Here is a 19,075-nt window from a genome sequence, read left to right as displayed (position 1 = left end):
GATCCGCGGCGTGTCGTGTGCGCAATGTCAGTGTCGCGAACGGCGAGGCCTATCGCGAACAGATCACAAACGATGCTGATAGAACTCCAACGCGAGCCGATGGGTAGCCGGCGAGGCCTTGGCCAGGGAGCCGGCATCCACCGGTGGCTGCGGGTCATACTCGATCATCAGCTGGCTCGCTTCGGCGGCTTCCCGGCTGACCAAAAGCTCCACCAGCCGCAATCCCATGTCGATCCCGCTCGACACCCCGGCGGCGGTGATGACCCGCTCTGGCAGATGCTCGACGACACGCTGGGGGACGTATCGGGCGCCCAGCGAGTTGAACAGATCCTGTACTCGCCAATGCGTGGTCGCGGTCAAGCCGTTGAGCAGTCCGGCAGCCGCCAACACCAGCCCGCCGGTGCACACCGAGGTGGTGAGTAGGGTGTGCCGGTGCGCTTCGCGCACCCAGTCGAGCACGGTCTGGTCGTGGATCAGGGTCCGAGTTCCGATGCCGCCCGGAAAGATCACCACATCGGGCCGGGTTAGCTCGTCGAATGCCGCGTCACACAGCAGACCCAGCATGGCGTTGTCGCTGCGAACCTCCCCGCGGCGGTGGCCGACGAACACGACGTCGAACGACGGCACCCGCTGCAGCACCTCGTAGGGGCCAACCGCGTCAAGCGCGGTGTTGCCCGGAAAAAGTGCGATCGCGACCTGCATCGGGCGTCCTCTCTCGCGCATGCTCGTCGCCCAGCCGGGGACGCAGCCACGACGGTAGCCGACCTGGCGGGGCGTCGGCGGCGTTGGCAAAGACCCCTCCCACCGGGTCGTCGACTCCCCCACAAGCCGGCAGTGCCCCTGGCCCGCCGGTACGCACGAGGTCGCGCCCGGGGCGGTAGATCTGCCAGACCACCAGTCCGCACAGCACCATCACGGCGATGTCACGCAGCAACACCGTCGTGGTGAACCACTGCTCGGGCAGCGAGCGGCTCGGGTTGCCGTATAGGTAGTACATCCGCGGCACCCACACCAACGCGTCGATCGTCATCCACGCCAGCAAGATCCGGCGGTGCGGCAAAGCCAGCACGGCCAGCGGCACCAGCCAAAGCGAGAACTGGGGACTCCACACCTTGTTGACCAACAGGAAGCTGGCCACCGTCAAGAAAGTCAGCTGCGCCACGCGCGGCCGGTGGGGTGCGGTGAGCGCGATGTAAGCAATTGCCGCACAACATAACACGAACAAGAGCGTGACAACCGTGTTCAGCACCAGCGGCGGCTCCCAGAAGCCCAGGGTGGGGTCGAAGCCACGCCAGCCGGTGAACGACTTGACGACGTTGTACAACGAGTCCATGTCGTCGCCGCGCCGGGTGTTGAGCCGGAAGAACTCCGACCAGCCGCGCGGAAAGAGCAGCATCACCGGCAGATTCACCAACAACCAGGTCGCCGCCGCGGCCGCCATGGTGCGGGCCAGAGCATTCAGGCGACCGGCCCGGATGCCCAGCAGCAACAACGGGTACAAGAACAACAGCGGATACAGTTTCGCCGCGGAGCCCAACCCGATCAGCACACCGGCAAGCACCGGTCTGCGCCGCGCCCAGGCCAGCAGCCCACTCGTCGCCAAACCCGTTGCCAGCGCATCGAAATTGGTGAATATCTGAAAGATCACCAGCGGTGAGGCGGCCACCAGCGCCGCATCCCATATCCGGCGGCCGGCCAGGCCCGAGGTCGCCCAGACGGTTGTCAGCCACGCCAGCGCCAAACCGAACGCGGCGACGTTGAAGAACATCACCACTTCGGCAACCACCGGGAGGGGAGCCACCTTGCTTAACGCGGTGTAGGTCTTGGCTATCGCCATCGACAGGTACTGATAGATCCCAGTCAGCACCGGATACTCCATATAGCGCACCGCGATCTGTCCGTCGTAGCGCAGCTGCGGTGTGCCGTTGCTGTCGGTTTCGATCCAGCTTGACTTGTACGGAAACTTGCCTTGGCTCAATAACTCAGCGCCATAGAGCGGCACCGTATCGGAGTAGCACAACTGGTAGTAAGCACGCTGGTTATCCCAGTTGGCCACCCGCTGATCACCTGGACCGGTTCCGGTGGACTGCAAGCAGGCCGCTTTCGTCGACCAACCGAGCGCCAGGAACACCAACGCGATTGCAAACATCACCCGCAGCGGGGTCATCAGCCGGGTGCGGCCGATCAGCGCGTGCCGGCCTACCGGGCCACCGACGACATTCGCCAGAGCGGCACCCAATACGTCGGTGCGGCTGGGGCAATCGCGGTTATCGGCGCTCCGCAGATCGGCGGCCAAAGGAAGTGGCGAGATGTTGCTGCTTTGGGACAGCGCGCCGGTCACGGCGGCGGCGTGGGAGTCGCAGCGGGCGGGGCCGGGGGCGGTGGCGCCAGGGTAATGGTGGTCGGGGGACCGATCGGGATGGTAATCCCCGGCGCAATTTCGACCGTGGGCTGGATGACGGTCTCCGAAGGTGGTACCTCCGACGGCGGCGGCGGAGGCGGCGGCGGCACACCGGCATAACCACCCACCTCGGTCGGTTTGGGGAAAGTCTCGTTCGACGTGCCCTTCAAGGCGCCGTCCATGGTTGCCTTCCAGATGTCCGACGGCAGGCCCGAGCCGTAAATCGCTGCACCCGAAGCGGTTACCAGTGGCTCGTCACCCTTGACGGTGCCCACCCACACAGCCGTAGACAACGACGGCGTGTACCCGACCATCCAGGCGTCTTTGTTCGCGGTGGTGTCACCAAATTGCGTAGTGCCGGTCTTGGCCGCCGAATCCCGCCCACCCGCTAGGTTGTGGCCACGCGAATAACCTGCGATCGGCTCCATCGCCGCAGTCACGTTGTCGGCTACCGCCTTGGGGATGCGCTGATCGCCGGTGTTGTCCGCGGTGCTGGCGTCGAAGAGGACCTGGCCGTTGGCACTGACCACCTTCTGTACGAAATGCGGCGGGTGGTAGATACCGGACGCGGCCAACGTGGCATACGCCGATGCCATGTCGATCACCCGGGTTTGGTACTGGCCCAACACGATCCCGTTGTTGGGCGGTCCACCCTTGCCATCTTCGGACAGCGTGTGCGCAACGCCCGGGAAGCTGGAGGCAATGCCGGCTTGGTGCGCGGCATCGGCCACAGCCTGTGGGCCGCCGTTGAGCTTGAGCATCAGCCGGTAGTAGGAGGTGTTCAGCGACATTTTGAGCGCCTCGGCGATGTTGCACGTCCCGCAACCCTCGCCCTCGACGTTGGTGATCTTGATGCCGTCGACCGTCAACGGAGAGCTGTCTACCTGGTAGCCCAGGCCGATCCCCTGCTCAAGGGCGGCCACCAGAGCAAACACCTTAAACGACGATCCAGTCTGCAATCCCGCTTGAGCGAAGTCAAAGCCATTGGCATTGTCGCCACCGTAGTACGCACGCACCGCCCCGTTGTGCGGGTCGATGGAAACCACGGCGGCACGCATGTCGGGGTCCTGCCCGTCCAGGTATTTCGCAACCGCCTTCTCCGCCGCCCGTTGGGCCTGCGGATCAATCGTGGTGGTGACCACCAGCCCCTGGGTGTTGAGGGTCTGCTCGTCGATGTTGAACAGCTCGAGCAACTCCCTTGTCACCTGCCGCTCGATCAGCCCGTTGGGTCCTTTGGTCTGATTCTCCGCCCGGGCCAGATCGGGCGCCACTGTCTCGGGAAACACCTGCGCCGCACGGTCATTCGGCGAGAGAGCCTTGGTTTCCACCATGCCGTCGAGTACCCAATTCCAGCGGGCATGGGCCCCTTCGGGGTCGACCGCCGGGTCCAGCGTCGAAGGCCGCCGAATCAGCGCTGCCAACAACGCCCCTTCGGCAACGGTCAGCTGCTCGACGGGCTTGTCGAAATAAGCCTTGGACGCCGCCGAAATGCCGTAGGCGCCCCGGCCGAAGTAGATGATGTTCAGATACGCCTGCAGCACATCGTCTTTAGACCACTCCCCCGACATCTTCGTCGCGATGACCAATTCTTTCGCCTTGCGCATCAGACCGCTCCACCCGTGCTGTGCGGAACCGACCAGCGCGTTCTTGACGTACTGCTGGGTAATCGTCGATCCGCCCTGCAGATCGCCGCCGAACAGGTTGTTCTTGACTGCCCGCGCGAAGCCGGTGAACGAGAATCCCGGATTCGAATAGAAATTGCGGTCTTCGGCCGCAATCACCGCCTGGCGCACATGCATCGGCACCTGGCTGAGGTTGACGTCGACCCGATTACCTTCGGGCGGAACAATTTTGGCGATTTCCGAGCCGTCGCTGGCAAGGATCGTGGAGACCTGGTTGGTACGGATGTCACCTGGCTTGGGAACGTCGACGATCAGGTAGGCCATCGTGAAGGTGACCATCGGCAACAGGATCACCACCGCCGCGGTGAGGTACAGCGAACGCCGTATCCATTTCCAGTTGATCTGGCCGACCTGGGGCAAGTCCACCCTCGGTTGGGGCAGCCGGCCGGCAGGCTGTCCGGACGAACCGGGGGGCCCGGGCGGCCCCGGTGGGCGACGTCTGCCACCAAGCTGATCCCCCCGCGGCGGTTTACCGGGCGGGGCGGCCAACGCGGCCGTGACCTCCTCGAGCGGGTCGCGCGGCGGGGGCATCGGCGGCGCGCCGTCGAGCGCGGCCTTGACCGCCTCGATGGAGTCCGCGTGCGGAGCCGATCGGTCATCGGTCACCGGCGGGAGGATCGCGGTCAGTCTGTCGTCGGGTGGAACCTGACCACGCTGGCCGGGATTCGCCGGCCCGCGCGGGGCGCCGCTGGACGACTGATGGTGACGCCCGTCGCTATTCACTGGCCGTGCGGGCCCCGTTGCGCGCCGTCCGCGTCCCGCCAGACCCCCTAGGGGGGCGTGCCGGACGTGCGGCGCCCAGGACGTATGACTTGACCAGATGATTCCAACTGCAGGTTCGACATACCTCCACCACGTGGACCGCGAACTCGGAGAACCGGGTCGCCAGCAGGATCAGTTCTTCGGCGGTGCGCGCGGACCCTGATACCGCACCGAGGTGCTCGCCGAACACCCACGACACCAGTGTGAGCTGCTCCTTGCGGCAGATCGGGCAGATGACCCGGCTGGGCTTCCCATGAAACTTTGCGGCGCGCAGCAGGTAGGGGTTGGCGTCGCACACCTCCGACACACCGGTGCGTCCCGAATACACCTCGGCCAGCAGGGAGCGTCGCCGTAGCGTGTAGTCCACTACCTGTCGCTGCAGTCGCACGCTGACCAGAGTACGACGCCATCCACACCACCGATACGCAACCGACGCCGTTGTTGCGCGTGTACGGCGGGATCGAGTTCAGATTCCCAGCCAGACTCCTACTATCGTCCCTGTGGCGAAGTGGCTGGGCGCACCCCTTGCGCGCGGAGTATCGACGGCAACCCGCGCCAAAGACAGCGACCGGCAGGACGCCTGCCGGATTCTCGACGACGCCCTGCGTGACGGCGAGCTCTCGATGGAGGAACACCGGGAGCGCGTCAGCGCAGCTACCAAGGCTGTGACCCTAGGTGACCTGCAGCGTCTGGTGGCCGACCTGCAGGTCGAAAGCGCACCCGCACAAATGCCCGCGCTCAAATCGCGGGCGAAACGCACCGAGTTGGGCTTGCTGGCCGCTGCGTTTGTCGCATCGGTGCTGCTGGGCGTCGGCATCGGCTGGGGCGTGTACGGCAACACCCGCTCTCCGCTGGACTTCACCTCGGATCCCGGAGCAAAGCCCGACGGGATCGCCCCCGTGGTGCTGACCCCGCCCAGGCAGCTGCATTCCCTCGGCGGGCTCACCGGCCTGCTGGAGCAGACCCGCAAGCGGTTCGGCGACACCATGGGCTACCGGCTGGTGATCTACCCGGAGTATGCGTCGCTCGATCGCGTCGACCCGGCGGACGACCGCCGAGTCCTGGCGTATACCTACCGCGGCGGCTGGGGCGATGCGACCAGTTCCGCCAAGAGCATTGCCGACGTGTCCGTGGTTGACCTGAGCAAATTCGATGCGAAGACCGCTGTGGGCATCATGCGCGGCGCCCCGGAAACCCTCGGCCTCAAACAATCCGACGTCAAAAGCATGTACCTGATCGTCGAACCGGCCAAGGACCCCACCACGCCGGCTGCGTTGTCGTTGTCGTTGTATGTCTCTAGCGACTACGGCGGTGGATACCTCGTTTTCGCAGGTGACGGCACCATCAAGCACGTCAGCTACCCGTCTTGACGCGGTGATGTTGTCGCAAATATATCGAGGCGATACGATGACGCGAGGCGTCGAACCGTCGTAACGGCCATTCAAAAGCCATACAAAAGGAGGTGACTCGATGCTGGAGCTCGCCATCCTGGGTCTGTTGATCGAGTCACCGATGCATGGCTACGAGTTGCGCAAGAGGCTGACCGGCCTGCTGGGCGCGTTTCGGGCATTTTCGTACGGTTCGTTATACCCGGCGCTGCGACGCATGCAGGCCGACGGGTTGATCGCCGAGAATGCCGCCCCAGCGGGCACCCCGGTGCGGCGAGCACGACGCGTTTACCAACTGACCGACAAGGGTCGCCGTCGATTCGGCGAGCTGGTGGCCGACACCGGCCCACACAACTACACCGACGACGGTTTCGGGGTGCACCTGGCGTTCTTCAACCGCACCCCGGCCGAAGCGCGGATGCGCATCCTGGAAGGCCGGCGCCGCCAGGTCGAGGAACGCCGGGAAGGCTTGCGCGAGGCGGTGGCGCGGGCCAGCAGTTCCTTCGACCGCTACACCCGCCAATTGCATCAACTCGGGCTCGAGTCCAGCGAGCGCGAGGTCAAGTGGCTCAACGAGCTCATCGCCGCGGAACGGGCAGCACCCAACCCCGCCGAACAGACGTAAACCCAGCACGAACCAACACCCAAGACACCCCAGAGGTTATGAGGTTAGGAGAACGCCTTAATGAGTGAGCACCAGTCGTTACCGGCGCCGGAGGCGTCGACGGAGGTTCGAGTCGCCATTGTCGGCGTCGGCAACTGCGCGTCCTCGCTGGTCCAGGGCGTCGAGTACTACTACAACGCCGACGACACATCGACCGTACCGGGCCTCATGCACGTGCGGTTCGGCCCGTACCACGTTCGCGACGTCAAGTTCGTGGCGGCGTTCGACGTGGACGCCAAGAAGGTCGGCTTCGACCTGTCCGACGCCATCTTCGCCTCGGAGAACAACACCATCAAGATCGCCGATGTGGCGCCGACCAACGTGATCGTGCAGCGCGGGCCTACCCTCGATGGCATCGGCAAGTACTACGCCGACACCATCGAACTCTCCGACGCGGAGCCCGTCGACGTCGTCCAGGCGCTCAAGGAGGCCAAGGTCGACGTGCTGGTCTCCTATTTGCCGGTGGGCTCGGAGGAAGCCGACAAGTTCTACGCCCAGTGTGCTATCGACGCCGGGGTGGCGTTCGTCAACGCGCTGCCGGTGTTCATCGCCTCCGACCCGGTGTGGGCCAAGAAGTTCACCGACGCCGGGGTACCCATCGTCGGTGATGACATCAAGAGCCAGGTCGGCGCGACGATCACCCACCGGGTGCTGGCCAAGCTGTTCGAGGACCGCGGCGTGCAGCTCGACCGCACCATGCAGCTCAACGTGGGCGGCAACATGGACTTCCTCAACATGCTCGAACGTGAACGGCTGGAGTCCAAGAAGATCTCCAAGACCCAGGCCGTCACTTCGAATCTGAAGCGCGAGTTCAAGACCAAGGACGTGCACATCGGCCCGTCCGACCACGTCGGATGGCTCGACGATCGCAAATGGGCCTATGTCCGTCTAGAGGGCCGCGCCTTCGGAGATGTGCCGTTGAACCTGGAGTACAAGCTCGAGGTGTGGGACTCGCCAAACTCGGCCGGCGTCATCATCGACGCGGTGCGGGCGGCCAAGATCGCCAAGGACCGCGGCATCGGCGGACCGGTGATCCCGGCGTCGGCCTACCTGATGAAGAGCCCGCCCGAGCAGCTGCCCGACGACATCGCGCGCGCGCAACTCGAAGAGTTCATCATCGGTTAGCGTTGACTCTGCGCTCACCACGCGGGCCACTCGCACAATTGCCTGGTATCCGCAGAGTCAAACGCGGGTAACGTCCGCTGCGTGCTATCTGACGACGAACTGACCGGACTGGACGAGTTTGCCCTGCTGGCTGAGAACGCTGAGCAGGCCGGTGTCAATGGTCCACTGCCTGAAGTCGAGCGGGTCCAAGCGGGAGCCATCAGCGCGCTGCGCTGGGGCGGCTCTGCGCCGCGGGTGATCTTTCTGCACGGCGGCGGACAGAACGCCCATACCTGGGACACCGTGATCGTCGGCCTGGGTGAGCCGGCGCTGGCGGTGGACCTTCCAGGGCACGGCCATTCCGCTTGGCGGGAGGACGGCAATTACTCGCCGCAGCTCAACTCCGAGACCTTGGCGCCGGTGCTACGCGAGCTTGCGCCGGGTGCCGAATTCGTGGTCGGCATGTCGCTGGGCGGGTTGACTGCGATACGGCTGGCCGCGATGGCACCCGACCTGGTCGGCGAACTCGTTCTCGTCGACGTCACCCCGTCGGCATTGCAACGGCACGCCGAGCTGACCGCCGAGCAGCGCGGCACGGTGGCGCTGATGCACGGCGAGCGGGAATTCCCCAGCTTTCAGGCCATGCTGGACCTAACGATCGCCGCGGCCCCGCACCGCGATGTCAAGTCGTTGCGCCGCGGCGTGTTCCACAACTCCCGCCGGCTGGACAACGGCAACTGGGTGTGGCGCTATGACGCGATCCGCACGTTCGGAGATTTCGCAGGGCTCTGGGACGACGTCGACGCCCTGTCCGCGCCGATCACACTCGTGCGCGGCGGCTCGTCGGGCTTCGTCACCGACCAGGACACCGCCGAACTCCACAGGCGTGCAACGCATTTCCGTGGCGTTCACATCGTCGAGAAGTCAGGCCACTCGGTGCAAAGTGACCAACCGCGCGCCCTGATCGAGATCGTGCGCGGGGTGCTCGACACACGCTGAGCCTACGGTGGACCCATGACTTCACTCGTGCGTCCCGATCTCCCCGTTCGTATCGGCGTACAACTGCAGCCGCAGCACGCCCCCCATTACCGCGCCGTCCGAGACGCCGTCCGCCGGTGCGAGGACATCGGTGTGGACATCGCTTTTACCTGGGACCACTTCTTTCCGCTCTACGGCGACCCTGACGGCCCACACTTCGAATGCTGGACCGTCTTGGGAGCCTGGGCCGAGCAAACGTCGCACATCGAAATCGGCGCTCTAGTGACGTGCAACTCCTACCGCAATCCGGAGCTGCTTGCCGACATGGCCCGTACCGTCGACCACATCTCCGGCGGCCGGCTCATCCTGGGTATCGGGTCGGGCTGGAAACAGAAGGACTACGACGAGTACGGCTACCGGTTCGGCACAGCGGGCAGCCGCCTCGACGACCTGGCGGCTGCGCTGCCCCGGATCAAGGCGCGGCTTGGCAAGCTGAACCCGCCGCCGACACGGGACATCCCGGTGCTGATCGGCGGCGGCGGAGAGCGTAAGACCCTGCGACTGGTCGCCGAGTATGCCGATATCTGGCACAGCTTTACCGCCGGGGACAGCTACCTAGCGAAGTCGGCCGTGCTGAGCACGCACTGCTCGACCGTCGGCCGAAACCCAGCGACTATCGAACGCTCCGCCGCGGTCGACGGCGGCGGGCTGATCGCCAGCGCCGAAGCCCTCGCCGGTCTCGGTGTCACGCTGTTGACCGTTGGCTGTGACGGTCCCGACTACGACCTGAGCGCTGCGGCCGCGCTTTGCAGGTGGCGCGATGGCCGGTGAACTCCGGTTGACGTCTGTCAGATCGCGTTACCCCCGGCTTCATCTGGGAAACACCACAACGCAGACGCCGAGTCATGAGAAACTTGCCAGCGCCGGATGGCTGCAGCGGGCTGAAAGAGATGCTAGATACCGATGCCAAAAAAGTACGGGGTTAAGGAAAAGGACCAGGTTGTCGCCCACATCCTCAACCTGCTATTGACCGGCAAACTGCGCAGCGGGGACCGCGTCGACCGCAATGAAATCGCGCACGGCCTGGGGGTCAGCCGGGTTCCCATCCAAGAGGCGCTGGTTCAACTCGAACACGACGGCATTGTGTCGACTCGCTATCACCGCGGCGCGTTCATCGAGCGGTTCGACGTCGCCACCATCCTGGAACATCACGAACTCGACGGCTTGCTCAACGGCATTGCCTCTGCCCGCGCAGCCGCCAACCCCACGCCTCGGATCCTGGGCCAGCTCGACGCAGTCATGCGATCGCTGCGCAACTCCAAGGAGTCGCGGGCCTTCGCCGAATGCGTGTGGGAGTACCGGCGCACGGTCAACGACGAGTACGCAGGACCGCGGCTGCACGCCACCATCCGGGCCTCACAGAACCTGATTCCGCGAGTGTTCTGGATGACATACCAAAACAGCCGCGACGACGTGTTGCCGTTCTACGAGGAAGAGAACGCCGCAATCCATCGGCGCGAACCTGAAGCTGCGAGGGCTGCCTGCATCGGCCGTTCCGAGCTGATGGCCCAGACGATGCTGGCCGAACTGTTCCGCCGCCGAGTATTGGTCCCGCCCGAGGGCGCTTGTCCCGGCCCGTTTGGGGCGCCGATCCCTGGCTTCGCCAGAAGCTACCAGCCGTCCTCACCGGTGCCCTAATTACGCCGATCCGATGGTGAAGCCAGCAGCGGCTGCCGGCGTCTCCAATATTGACTGTCCCGTTAACGCGAGAGCCGGTTTCCGTTGGCGGTCAGTGGCATTCGACATCACTGACCATGGATCCGGCAGAACTGACAATGTAGGTAGTCAGCCATGACATGAGTGTTGTCCGCTCGATTGGCAAGAAAATGCAGCGGATTTCGGGACCAAATGCATTGGCGGTCAAAGGTCGCCCGACACAAGTCTACGGTCACACGCATGTCAGGTTAGACTGCCGGTTTATGGCGGACAGCGAATTCACCGCACCGGAAGTGACCCAACTGGCGGAGGGGCTGCACCGCGCATTGTCCAAGCTGATTTCAATGCTGCGCCGCGGGGATCCCAACGGGGCTGCAGCCGGCGACCTAACGCTGGCGCAACTGTCGATCCTGGTCACCCTGCTCGATCAAGGTCCCATCCGGATGACCGACCTGGCCGCTCACGAACGGGTGCGAACTCCCACCACCACCGTGGCGATCCGGCGGCTCGAGAAGATTGGACTGGTGAAACGCTCGCGAGACCCGTCCGACTTGCGGGCGGTGTTGGTAGACATCACGCCGCAAGGGCGGGCGGTTCACGGTGAGTCACTGGCCAACCGGCGCGCGGCTCTGGCCGCGCTGCTCAGCCAACTTCCCCGCTCCGACTTGGAAACCCTTAGGAAGGCCCTGGCGCCACTGGAGCGTCTCGCCTCGGGCGAACCGGCCAGTGGCCCTGCAAGCAACTCCCCCGCTCGCAAACGAGCGTGAAAGTACCACGCTATCAACCAATCTGGTCGCCGCCGGCTCTCGCGGAGTAACGCATACAACGAACTACCCCGCGGATTACCTCGCCCACCGTCGGCACCGCCGACACGACCTAGATGACGAGATTGACCAGCCGGCCGGCGACCACGATAACCTTGCGCGGGGTGGCACCAGCCAAGAATGCCTGGACCTTTTCGTCGGTCAGAACGGCGGCTTTCAGCGTTTCCTCGTCGGTGTCGGCGGCCACCACCACCCGCCCACGTACCTTGCCGTTCACCTGCACCGGATACTCGACCGTCTCGTCGACGAGGTAGGCGGCATCGGCCTTCGGGAACGGGCCATGTGCCAACGAGGTGGTGTTGCCCAGTCGCAGCCACAGCTCCTCGGCAATATGTGGGGCCAGCGGAGCCAGCATTTGTACAAGCGGCTCCACGGCGGCCCGAGGCACCGCATCACGATGCTTCTTGGTGAGGTGGTTCGTGTATTCGATCAACTTAGCCGTTGCGGTGTTATTGCGAAGTGCCGCAAAGTCTTCTGACACGCCGACGATGGTGCGGTGCAACGCCCGTAGCGTATCGATGTCGAGTTCCACGCCGTCAGCCACCCGAGTTTCGCCGGTGTGCTCGTCGACGACCAAGCGCCACACCCGCTGCAGAAAACGGTACGCGCCGACAACATCCTTTGTGGCCCATGGACGTGAAGCCTCCAGCGGCCCCATCGACATCTCGTAAACCCGAAGCGTATCTGCCCCGTATGCGTCGCAGATTTCGTCCGGCGATACCGAATTCTTCAGGCTCTTACCGATTTTGCCGAATTCCTGGAAGACTTCGACCTCACCGTCAGGTCCAGGATAGACAAATCTGTCACCGCGTTCGATCACCTGCTCGGCAGGGACATAGGATCCGCGCGCATCGGTGTAAGCGTAAGCTTGAATATAGCCCTGATTGACCAGCCTGCGGTAAGGCTCGCGAGAGCTGACGTGACCCAGGTCGTACAAGACCTTGTGCCAGAACCTGGAATACAGCAGGTGCAAAACCGCGTGTTCAGCACCGCCGACGTACAAGTCGACGCCACCGGGGTCGTCCGGGCCGTGCTCAGCCGGCCGCGGTCCCATCCAATAGGCCTCGTTTTCCTTGGCGCAGAACCGTTCTGAGTTGTGCGGATCGGTGTAGCGCAGTTCATACCAGGAGCTGCCCGCCCACTGCGGCATCACGTTGGTGTCGCGGCTGTAGGGCTTCAGGCCATCACCGAGGTCCAGGTCGACGTGTACCCACTCAGTCGCCTTGGCCAGTGGGGGCGAAGGCTCGCTGTCCGCATCGTCGGGGTCGAACAAAACCGGCGAGTAGTCCGGGACATCAGGCAGCTCGACGGGCAGTGCAGCTTCGTCGAGCGCATGCGGACGCCCGTCGCTGTCATAGACGATCGGGAATGGTTCACCCCAATACCGCTGCCGCGCAAAAAGCCAGTCGCGCAATTTGAATTCGATTCGAGCCCGGCCGCGGCCCGCGGACTCCAACCGGTCGACGATGGCCCGCTTTGCTGCTGGCACGCTCATTCCATTGAGGTAATCCGAGTTGACCAGGATGCCATCGCCTGTATACGCGGATTCCGAAATATTGCCGCCGGCAATTACTTCCACGATCGGTAGACCAAATGCCCGAGCGAAGTCCCAGTCCCGCTGGTCATGACCCGGCACCGCCATGATTGCCCCGGTACCGTACCCGGCCAGCACGTAGTCGGCGATGAAGATCGGCACCGGCTCACCGTTGGCCGGGTTGATGGCGTAGCTGCCCAAGAAGACGCCGGTCTTTTCCCTGCTCTCCTGGCGCTCGAGGTCTGATTTGGCGGCGATCGCACGCCGGTAGGCGGCGATGGCCTCACCAGGTGTGCCGCCGCCGTATGTCCACAAGGGGTTGACCCCAGCCGGCCAGGACGCGGCGACCAACTCGTCGACCAAGTCGTGCTCGGGAGCCAGCACCAGATACGTGGCGCCGAACAAGGTGTCGGGCCGCGTGGTGAACACCTCGATGTCGACTTCGAACCCGTCATCGCTGGCCGCTCTCGCCGAGAACAGCGCCACCGCACCCGTCGAACGCCCGATCCAGTTGCGCTGCATGGTCTTGACCTGCTCAGGCCAATCCAGCACATCCAGGTCGTCGAGCAGCCGGTCGGCATAGGCGGTGATCCGCATCATCCATTGCCGCAACCGCTTCCGGAACACCGGAAAATTGCCCCGGTCGCTGCGGCCGTCGGCGGTCACCTCTTCGTTGGCAAGCACCGTACCTAGCCCCGGGCACCAGTTCACCAGCGAATCCGCCCGATAGACCAGCCGGTACTCGTCGATCACATCGGCTCGCTCCCCCGCGGTCAACTTGGCCCAATCCCGGCCGCCATCGAGACACCTTGCACCGGACTCGAATTCGGCGACCAGCTCTGATATCGGGCGCGCCTTGTTGGCTGTGGTGTCGAACCACGCGTTGTATATCTGTAGGAAGATCCACTGAGTCCACCTGTAGAAGTCGACATCGGTGGTCGAGAAGCTTCGTCGGCTGTCGTGGCCGAAGCCCAGCCGGCCCAACTGGCGGCGAAAGTTGACGACGTTGGCTTCGGTCCGGGTACGCGGATGGGTGCCGGTTTGCACCGCGTATTGCTCGGCGGGCAGCCCGAACGCGTCGAACCCTAGCGCATGCAGCACATTACGTCCCACCATCCGGAAATAGCGGGCATAGACGTCGGTCGCGATGTAGCCGAGGGGATGACCAACGTGGAGTCCCTCACCCGAGGGGTAGGGGAACATGTCCTGCACGAAGAGCTTGTCGTCAGGCACCGCGGCACCATCCGGTGGGGCCAGCGAGCCGACCGGGTTGGGCACGTTGAACGTCCCTAGCCGGGCCCAGTTTTCCTGCCAGGTCCGTTCCAGCCTAGCCGCGAGCTCGGCGGTATAGCGGTACCGTGGCACGTCGGAGTCCGCGTCGTCGGCACGGGGCACGCCGCCAGGCCCAGCGGTTGGCGATTCGGTCACGCCCAACAGGGTATAAGGGTGGCCCGGGAACCTCCGGGGCCGCGCTACCGGCCACGGGTTGGTCTCGGTTCCGTTGCACCACGATCAGAGGTTCATTCCAGCTGCATTTCAAGCCTGTGCACTGCCATGGAGCGCTGGTTACATTCAGCCTCGACGACGGGCACCGTCGCCCGGCCATTCGGAGGGACCGACGCAAATGATCCAGATCGCGCGCACCTGGCGGGTCTTCGCAGGCGGCATGGCCACCGGTTTCATCGGCGTGGTGCTGGTCACCGCCGGGAAGGCCTCAGCGGATCCCCTGCTGCCACCGCCGCCTATCCCTGCCCCAGTCTCGGCGCCGGCAACAGTCCCGCCCGTGCAGAACCTCACGGCGCTTCCGGGCGGGAGCAGCAACAGGTTCTCACCGGCGCCAGCACCCGCACCGATCGCGTCGCCGATTCCGGTCGGAGCACCGGGGTCCACCGCTGTGCCCCCGCTGCCGCCGCCAGTGACTCCCGCGATCAGCGGCACACTTCGGGACCACCTCCGGGAGAAGGGCGTCAAGCTGGAGGCAGAGCGACCGCACGGATTCAAGGCGCTCGACATCACACTGCCGATGCCGCCGCGCTGGACTCAGGTGCCCGACCCCAACGTGCCCGACGCGTTCGTGGTGATCGCCGACCGGTTGGGCAACAGCGTCTACACGTCGAATGCGCAGCTGGTGGTGTACAAGCTGATCGGTGACTTCGATCCCGCTGAGGCCATTACACACGGCTACATTGACAGCCAGAAATTGCTCGCATGGCAGACCACAAACGCCTCGATGGCCAATTTCGACGGCTTTCCGTCATCAATCATCGAGGGCACCTACCGCGAAAACGACATGACCCTCAACACCTCCCGGCGCCACGTCATCGCCACCTCCGGAGCCGACAAGTACCTGGTTTCGCTGTCGGTGACCACCGCGCTGTCGCAGGCGGTCACCGACGGGCCGGCCACCGATGCGATTGTCAACGGATTCCAAGTGGTTGCGCATGCGGCGCCCGCTCAGGCGCCTGCCCCGGCACCCGGTTCGGCACCGGTGGGACTACCCGGGCAGGCGCCTGGGTATCCGCCCGCGGGCACCCTGACACCAGTCCCGCCGCGCTAGGTCACGATGAGGCCGAGCAGAAACACGGGCCCGCATGGAGCTCGGTGAGCGGATTCGGCGGCGGCCTCGTATGGTGAACGAATGTTCCTCGCGGGTGTGCTGTGCATGTGTGCGGCGGCGGCGTCCGCCCTGTTCGGGAGCTGGTCGCTGTTCCATACGCCCACTGCCGACCCCACGGCGCTGGCGCTGCGCGCGATGGCGCCCACGCAGTTGGCAGCCGCAGTAATGCTGGCCGCCGGGGGAGTGGTGGCGGTGGCCGCGCCCGGGCACACCGCCTTGATGGTGGTGATCGTCTGCATTGCGGGCGCGGTCGGCACGCTGGCCGCGGGGTCGTGGCAGAGCGCCCAGTACGCGCTGCGCCGTGAAACCGCTAGCCCCACCGCCAACTGCGTTGGCAGCTGCGCGGTCTGCACCCAGGCCTGTCATTGAACAGCCTGTGGCCCACTAGGCTGGGCCGGATCGCCTGGCTCGACCGCGGCGACGCGACGCGCTGCTCTGGCAAGCTCGGCGGCGGAGTAGCCTAGTTCCGGCTCAGATCGATCGGGTGGGTGGCCAGCAGCGACAGCGGCAGCGGCTGCCGTCGCAGCACCTGCCCCCACAGGTCGGCTCTCGGCCCCACCAAAACGTCAGATGGCAACGCCGACAACACAATCCAGTCGTCGCGCTCGATTTCACCTTCGAGCTGACCGATGGTCCAGCCGGAGTACCCGGCGTAGATGCGCACCCCTTCCACCGCCGCTGCGAGCACCTCGGGGTCGGCATCCAGATCGACCATCACCAGCCTGCCCGCGACATGCCTTAGGCCCGGCACGCCTTCCGGGTCAGCGCCAACCCGCAATACCGCCAGACACAGCGCCGCGTCGCGCTTCACCGGCCCACCGATGAACATTGTCTTTGGCTTGGCCGCGAGTTTGGCCCACTGCGGCAACACGTTGTAGACCGCGGTTTCGCTGGGCCGATTGAGGACCACACCGAGGGTGCCGCCGTCGTTGTGCTCCACGATGTAGATCACACTGCGGCGAAATGTCGGTTCAAGGAGATCGGTGTTGGCCAACAATAAGGTGCCCGCTCGCACCCGTTGTGCGGCGGGTGCGACATGGTCCTCGGGGTCTTCGTGCGGCGCCACCACACCATCATCGCACCACCGTCGCATCGCCCGGGGCGAACAAGCAGGGTCGGCGAATATTTGTACTGTGGTTGGGGCGGCACGGGGTGGACCGAACCTTGCCTGTGCCCAGGGTGGAAGTGGGTTTAGTGATTCACTCCCGGATGCACGCACGCGCACCCGTCGACGTTTGGCGGTCGGTGCGCAGCTTGCCCGACTTCTGGCGTCTGCTGCAGGTGCGGGTTGCGAGTCAGTTCGGCGACGGGTTGTTTCAGGCGGGGCTGGCCGGAGCGTTGCTGTTCAACCCGGACCGGGCGGCCGACCCGATGGCCATCGCGGGGGCCTTCGCGGTGCTGTTTCTGCCCTATTCGCTGCTGGGGCCCTTCGCCGGGGCCCTAATGGACCGGTGGGATCGGCGGTGGGTGCTGGTTGGCGCCAACACCGGCCGGCTAGCCCTGATCGCCGGGGTCGGCACGATACTCGCGGTCGGAGCCGGCGACGTGCCGCTGTTGGTCGGAGCGCTGGTCGCCAACGGCTTGGCACGATTCGTCGCCTCGGGACTGTCGGCGGCACTGCCCCACGTGGTGCCGCGCGAACAGGTGGTCACGATGAACTCGGTGGCCATCGCGTCGGGGGCGGTCTCCGCGTTCCTGGGCGCCAACTTCATGCTGTTGCCTCGTTGGCTGCTCGGCAGCGGCGACGAGGGGGCCTCCGCGATCGTCTTCCTGGTGGCGATCCCCGTATCGATCGCGTTGCTTTGGTCGCTGCGGTTCGGCCCGCGGGTACTCGGCCCGGACGACACCGAACGCGCGATCCACGGATCTGCTGTCTACGCCGTGGTCACCGGTTGGCTACATGGAGCGCGCACCGTGGTGCAACTTCCGACCGTCGCTGCCGGCCTGTCCGGTTTGGCAGCGCATCGGATGGTGGTCGGTATCAACTCACTGCTGATCTTGCTCCTGGTCCGCCACGTGACCGCCCGGGCCGTTGGGGGGTTGGGTACCGCACTGCTGTTCTTCGCGGCCACCGGGCTGGGAGCCTTCCTGGCCAACGTCTTGACTCCGACCGCGATCCGGCGCTGGGGACGCTACGCCACGGCAAATGGCGCGTTGGCTGCGGCCGCCACTATCCAGGTCGTGGCCGCCGGGCTGCTGGTCCCGGTGATGGTGGTATGCGGCTTCCTTTTAGGTGTGGCCGGCCAGGTGGTCAAGCTGTGCGCCGATTCGGCGATGCAGATGGACGTCGACGACGCATTGCGCGGGCACGTGTTCGCCGTGCAGGATGCACTGTTTTGGGTCTCATACATCCTCTCGATTACCGTGGCCGCAGCCTTGATTCCCGAGCACGGGCACGCGCCCGTATTTGTGCTGTTCGGGTCGGCGATCTACCTAGCCGGGCTGGTGGTGCACACCATCGTCGGGCGCCGCGGCCAGCCTGTGATCGGTCGCTAGGGTACAAACATGCCTTTCCCGACGAACTGTTACCTCAGGAGGTGGTGATGGCGGATCCTGGGCCGTTCGTGGCAGACCTGCGTGCCGAAAGCGACGACCTCGACGCGCTGGTGGCGCACCTGCCAGCGGATCGCTGGGCCGATCCGACACCTGCGCCGGGTTGGACCATCGCACACCAGATCGGCCACCTGCTGTGGACCGATCGAGTGGCGCTGACGGCGGTCACCGACGAGGCCGGGTTCGCCGAGCTGATGACCGCCGCCGCGGCCAATCCGGCCGGCTTCGTCGACGACGCCGCGACAGAACTGGCGGCCGTTTCACCTGCCGAACTGCTCACAGACTGGCGGGTCACTCGGGGGCGGCTGCACGAGGAACTGCTGGCGGTTCCCGATGGCCGCAAATTGGCCTGGTTCGGGCCACCGATGAGCGCGGCGTCGATGGCAACAGCGCGGTTGATGGAGACCTGGGCACATGGACTGGACGTCGCCGACGCCCTGGGCGTCATCCGGCCCGCCACCCAGCGACTGCGGTCTATTGCGCATCTCGGTGTCCGCACCCGCGACTACGCGTTCATCGTCAACAACCTAACCCCTCCGGCCGAGCCGTTCCTGGTCGAGCTGCGGGGACCGAGCGGCGACACTTGGTCTTGGGGGCCATCCGATGCGGCCCAGCGGGTCACCGGGTCCGCCGAGGACTTCTGCTTCCTGGTCACCCAGCGGCGCGCGCTGAGCACTCTTGACGTCAACGCAGTAGGGGAGGACGCACAACGCTGGCTGACGATCGCCCAAGCTTTCGCCGGGCCACCCGGCCGCGGTCGATGAGCGCGCCCAGCGCGCGAAGAGAGCCGGGGCCAATCAACCCAAGCCGCGGTCGATGAGCGCGCCCAGCGCGCGAAGAGAGCCGGGGCCA

Annotated in this window: 17 protein-coding genes; 11 read left to right on the top strand and 6 right to left on the bottom strand. The window is 65.2% G+C overall.

Annotated features, from left to right (window positions below; all coding sequences use genetic code 11):
* Positions 1-63: 63 nt before the first annotated feature.
* Genes MCAN_RS00280 through MCAN_RS00265 form a run of 4 tightly spaced genes read right to left on the bottom strand, consistent with a single transcriptional unit; the run spans position 64 to position 5,233 of the window.
* A complete protein-coding gene (locus tag MCAN_RS00280; RefSeq protein WP_003912418.1) occupies positions 64-702 on the bottom strand; it encodes a DJ-1/PfpI family protein in 639 nt (212 codons plus the stop codon).
* Positions 659-2,341, bottom strand: coding sequence for a glycosyltransferase family 87 protein (locus tag MCAN_RS00275; RefSeq protein WP_003400514.1), 1,683 nt, complete (start codon positions 2,339-2,341; stop codon positions 659-661). Before MCAN_RS00275 ends, MCAN_RS00280 begins: the two co-directional genes overlap by 44 nt.
* Complete coding sequence (gene ponA1 / locus MCAN_RS00270) at positions 2,338-4,806, bottom strand: transglycosylase/D,D-transpeptidase PonA1 (protein ID WP_041179993.1); 2,469 nt, start codon at positions 4,804-4,806, stop codon at positions 2,338-2,340. Before ponA1 ends, MCAN_RS00275 begins: the two co-directional genes overlap by 4 nt.
* Positions 4,799-5,233: a DUF5318 family protein gene (locus tag MCAN_RS00265; protein WP_003899789.1), complete on the bottom strand. Its 435-nt coding sequence runs from the start codon at positions 5,231-5,233 to the stop codon at positions 4,799-4,801. The genes ponA1 and MCAN_RS00265 overlap by 8 nt, the downstream gene beginning before the upstream one ends.
* Before the next feature lie 112 nt (positions 5,234-5,345).
* On the opposite strand from MCAN_RS00265, the gene MCAN_RS00260 reads away from it, so the two are divergent.
* From MCAN_RS00260 to MCAN_RS00230, 7 genes are all read left to right on the top strand, one after another.
* Positions 5,346-6,215 (top strand): DUF1707 SHOCT-like domain-containing protein, encoded by an 870-nt coding sequence (locus MCAN_RS00260; protein WP_003400498.1) that lies wholly within the window; start codon positions 5,346-5,348, stop codon positions 6,213-6,215.
* A 100-nt stretch (positions 6,216-6,315) separates the two neighbouring features.
* Complete coding sequence (locus tag MCAN_RS00255; protein ID WP_003899787.1) at positions 6,316-6,858, top strand: PadR family transcriptional regulator; 543 nt, start codon at positions 6,316-6,318, stop codon at positions 6,856-6,858.
* Between the two features lie 60 nt (positions 6,859-6,918).
* On the top strand, positions 6,919-8,022 hold the full coding sequence (locus tag MCAN_RS00250) for an inositol-3-phosphate synthase (protein WP_003400492.1): 1,104 nt from the start codon (positions 6,919-6,921) through the stop codon (positions 8,020-8,022).
* Positions 8,023-8,103: 81 nt separating this feature from the next.
* Positions 8,104-9,000 carry an alpha/beta fold hydrolase gene (locus MCAN_RS00245; protein WP_003400489.1) on the top strand — a complete coding sequence of 299 codons (897 nt, stop codon included), beginning with the start codon at positions 8,104-8,106 and terminating at the stop codon, positions 8,998-9,000.
* Positions 9,001-9,015: 15 nt separating this feature from the next.
* A complete protein-coding gene (locus tag MCAN_RS00240; RefSeq protein WP_003400486.1) occupies positions 9,016-9,810 on the top strand; it encodes an LLM class F420-dependent oxidoreductase in 795 nt (264 codons plus the stop codon).
* A 132-nt stretch (positions 9,811-9,942) separates the two neighbouring features.
* On the top strand, positions 9,943-10,677 hold the full coding sequence (locus MCAN_RS00235) for a GntR family transcriptional regulator (RefSeq protein WP_003899786.1): 735 nt from the start codon (positions 9,943-9,945) through the stop codon (positions 10,675-10,677).
* A gap of 281 nt (positions 10,678-10,958) precedes the next feature.
* Complete coding sequence (locus MCAN_RS00230) at positions 10,959-11,462, top strand: MarR family winged helix-turn-helix transcriptional regulator (RefSeq protein WP_003912416.1); 504 nt, start codon at positions 10,959-10,961, stop codon at positions 11,460-11,462.
* Positions 11,463-11,571: 109 nt separating this feature from the next.
* Here MCAN_RS00230 and leuS read toward each other — a convergent pair whose 3' ends face one another.
* Positions 11,572-14,481 carry a leucine--tRNA ligase gene (leuS, locus tag MCAN_RS00225; protein WP_003900794.1) on the bottom strand — a complete coding sequence of 970 codons (2,910 nt, stop codon included), beginning with the start codon at positions 14,479-14,481 and terminating at the stop codon, positions 11,572-11,574.
* A 196-nt stretch (positions 14,482-14,677) separates the two neighbouring features.
* Here leuS and MCAN_RS00220 point away from each other — a divergent pair, with 196 nt between their 5' ends.
* The gene (locus MCAN_RS00220) at positions 14,678-15,610 is read left to right on the top strand and encodes an LpqN/LpqT family lipoprotein (protein ID WP_014000008.1); all 933 of its coding nucleotides are present in this window, start codon (positions 14,678-14,680) and stop codon (positions 15,608-15,610) included.
* An 81-nt stretch (positions 15,611-15,691) separates the two neighbouring features.
* Positions 15,692-16,039, top strand: coding sequence for a membrane protein (locus tag MCAN_RS00215; protein ID WP_003400465.1), 348 nt, complete (start codon positions 15,692-15,694; stop codon positions 16,037-16,039).
* A 91-nt stretch (positions 16,040-16,130) separates the two neighbouring features.
* On the opposite strand, the gene MCAN_RS00210 is transcribed toward MCAN_RS00215, so the two are convergent.
* Positions 16,131-16,739 (bottom strand): YqgE/AlgH family protein, encoded by a 609-nt coding sequence (locus MCAN_RS00210; protein WP_003400460.1) that lies wholly within the window; start codon positions 16,737-16,739, stop codon positions 16,131-16,133.
* 101 nt (positions 16,740-16,840) lie between these two features.
* Between MCAN_RS00210 and MCAN_RS00205 the strand changes: the two genes are divergently transcribed.
* A complete protein-coding gene (locus MCAN_RS00205) occupies positions 16,841-18,166 on the top strand; it encodes an MFS transporter (protein ID WP_014000007.1) in 1,326 nt (441 codons plus the stop codon).
* A 47-nt stretch (positions 18,167-18,213) separates the two neighbouring features.
* Entirely contained in the window at positions 18,214-18,987 is a 774-nt protein-coding gene (locus tag MCAN_RS00200; protein ID WP_003400427.1) for a TIGR03084 family metal-binding protein, read from the top strand.
* Positions 18,988-19,075: the final 88 nt, after the last annotated feature.

Source organism: Mycobacterium canetti CIPT 140010059, assembly GCF_000253375.1.
In the GTDB taxonomy this organism is placed as follows: domain Bacteria; phylum Actinomycetota; class Actinomycetes; order Mycobacteriales; family Mycobacteriaceae; genus Mycobacterium; species Mycobacterium tuberculosis.
Note: the sequence above shows the minus strand (reverse complement) of the source record. Positions and strands in the feature narration are given on the sequence as shown.

Excerpts from the sequence above, each read along its gene's own strand:
- MCAN_RS00235 (WP_003899786.1), top strand. The coding sequence starts at position 9,943 with ATGCCAAAAAAGTACGGGGTTAAGGAAAAGGACCAGGTTGTCGCCCAC.
- MCAN_RS00280 (WP_003912418.1), bottom strand. The coding sequence starts at position 702 with ATGCAGGTCGCGATCGCACTTTTTCCGGGCAACACCGCGCTTGACGCG.
- MCAN_RS00255 (WP_003899787.1), top strand. The coding sequence starts at position 6,316 with ATGCTGGAGCTCGCCATCCTGGGTCTGTTGATCGAGTCACCGATGCAT.
- MCAN_RS00215 (WP_003400465.1), top strand. The coding sequence starts at position 15,692 with ATGTTCCTCGCGGGTGTGCTGTGCATGTGTGCGGCGGCGGCGTCCGCC.
- MCAN_RS00240 (WP_003400486.1), top strand. The coding sequence starts at position 9,016 with ATGACTTCACTCGTGCGTCCCGATCTCCCCGTTCGTATCGGCGTACAA.
- MCAN_RS00250 (WP_003400492.1), top strand. The coding sequence starts at position 6,919 with ATGAGTGAGCACCAGTCGTTACCGGCGCCGGAGGCGTCGACGGAGGTT.
- MCAN_RS00230 (WP_003912416.1), top strand. The coding sequence starts at position 10,959 with ATGGCGGACAGCGAATTCACCGCACCGGAAGTGACCCAACTGGCGGAG.
- MCAN_RS00220 (WP_014000008.1), top strand. The coding sequence starts at position 14,678 with ATGATCCAGATCGCGCGCACCTGGCGGGTCTTCGCAGGCGGCATGGCC.
- MCAN_RS00200 (WP_003400427.1), top strand. The coding sequence starts at position 18,214 with ATGGCGGATCCTGGGCCGTTCGTGGCAGACCTGCGTGCCGAAAGCGAC.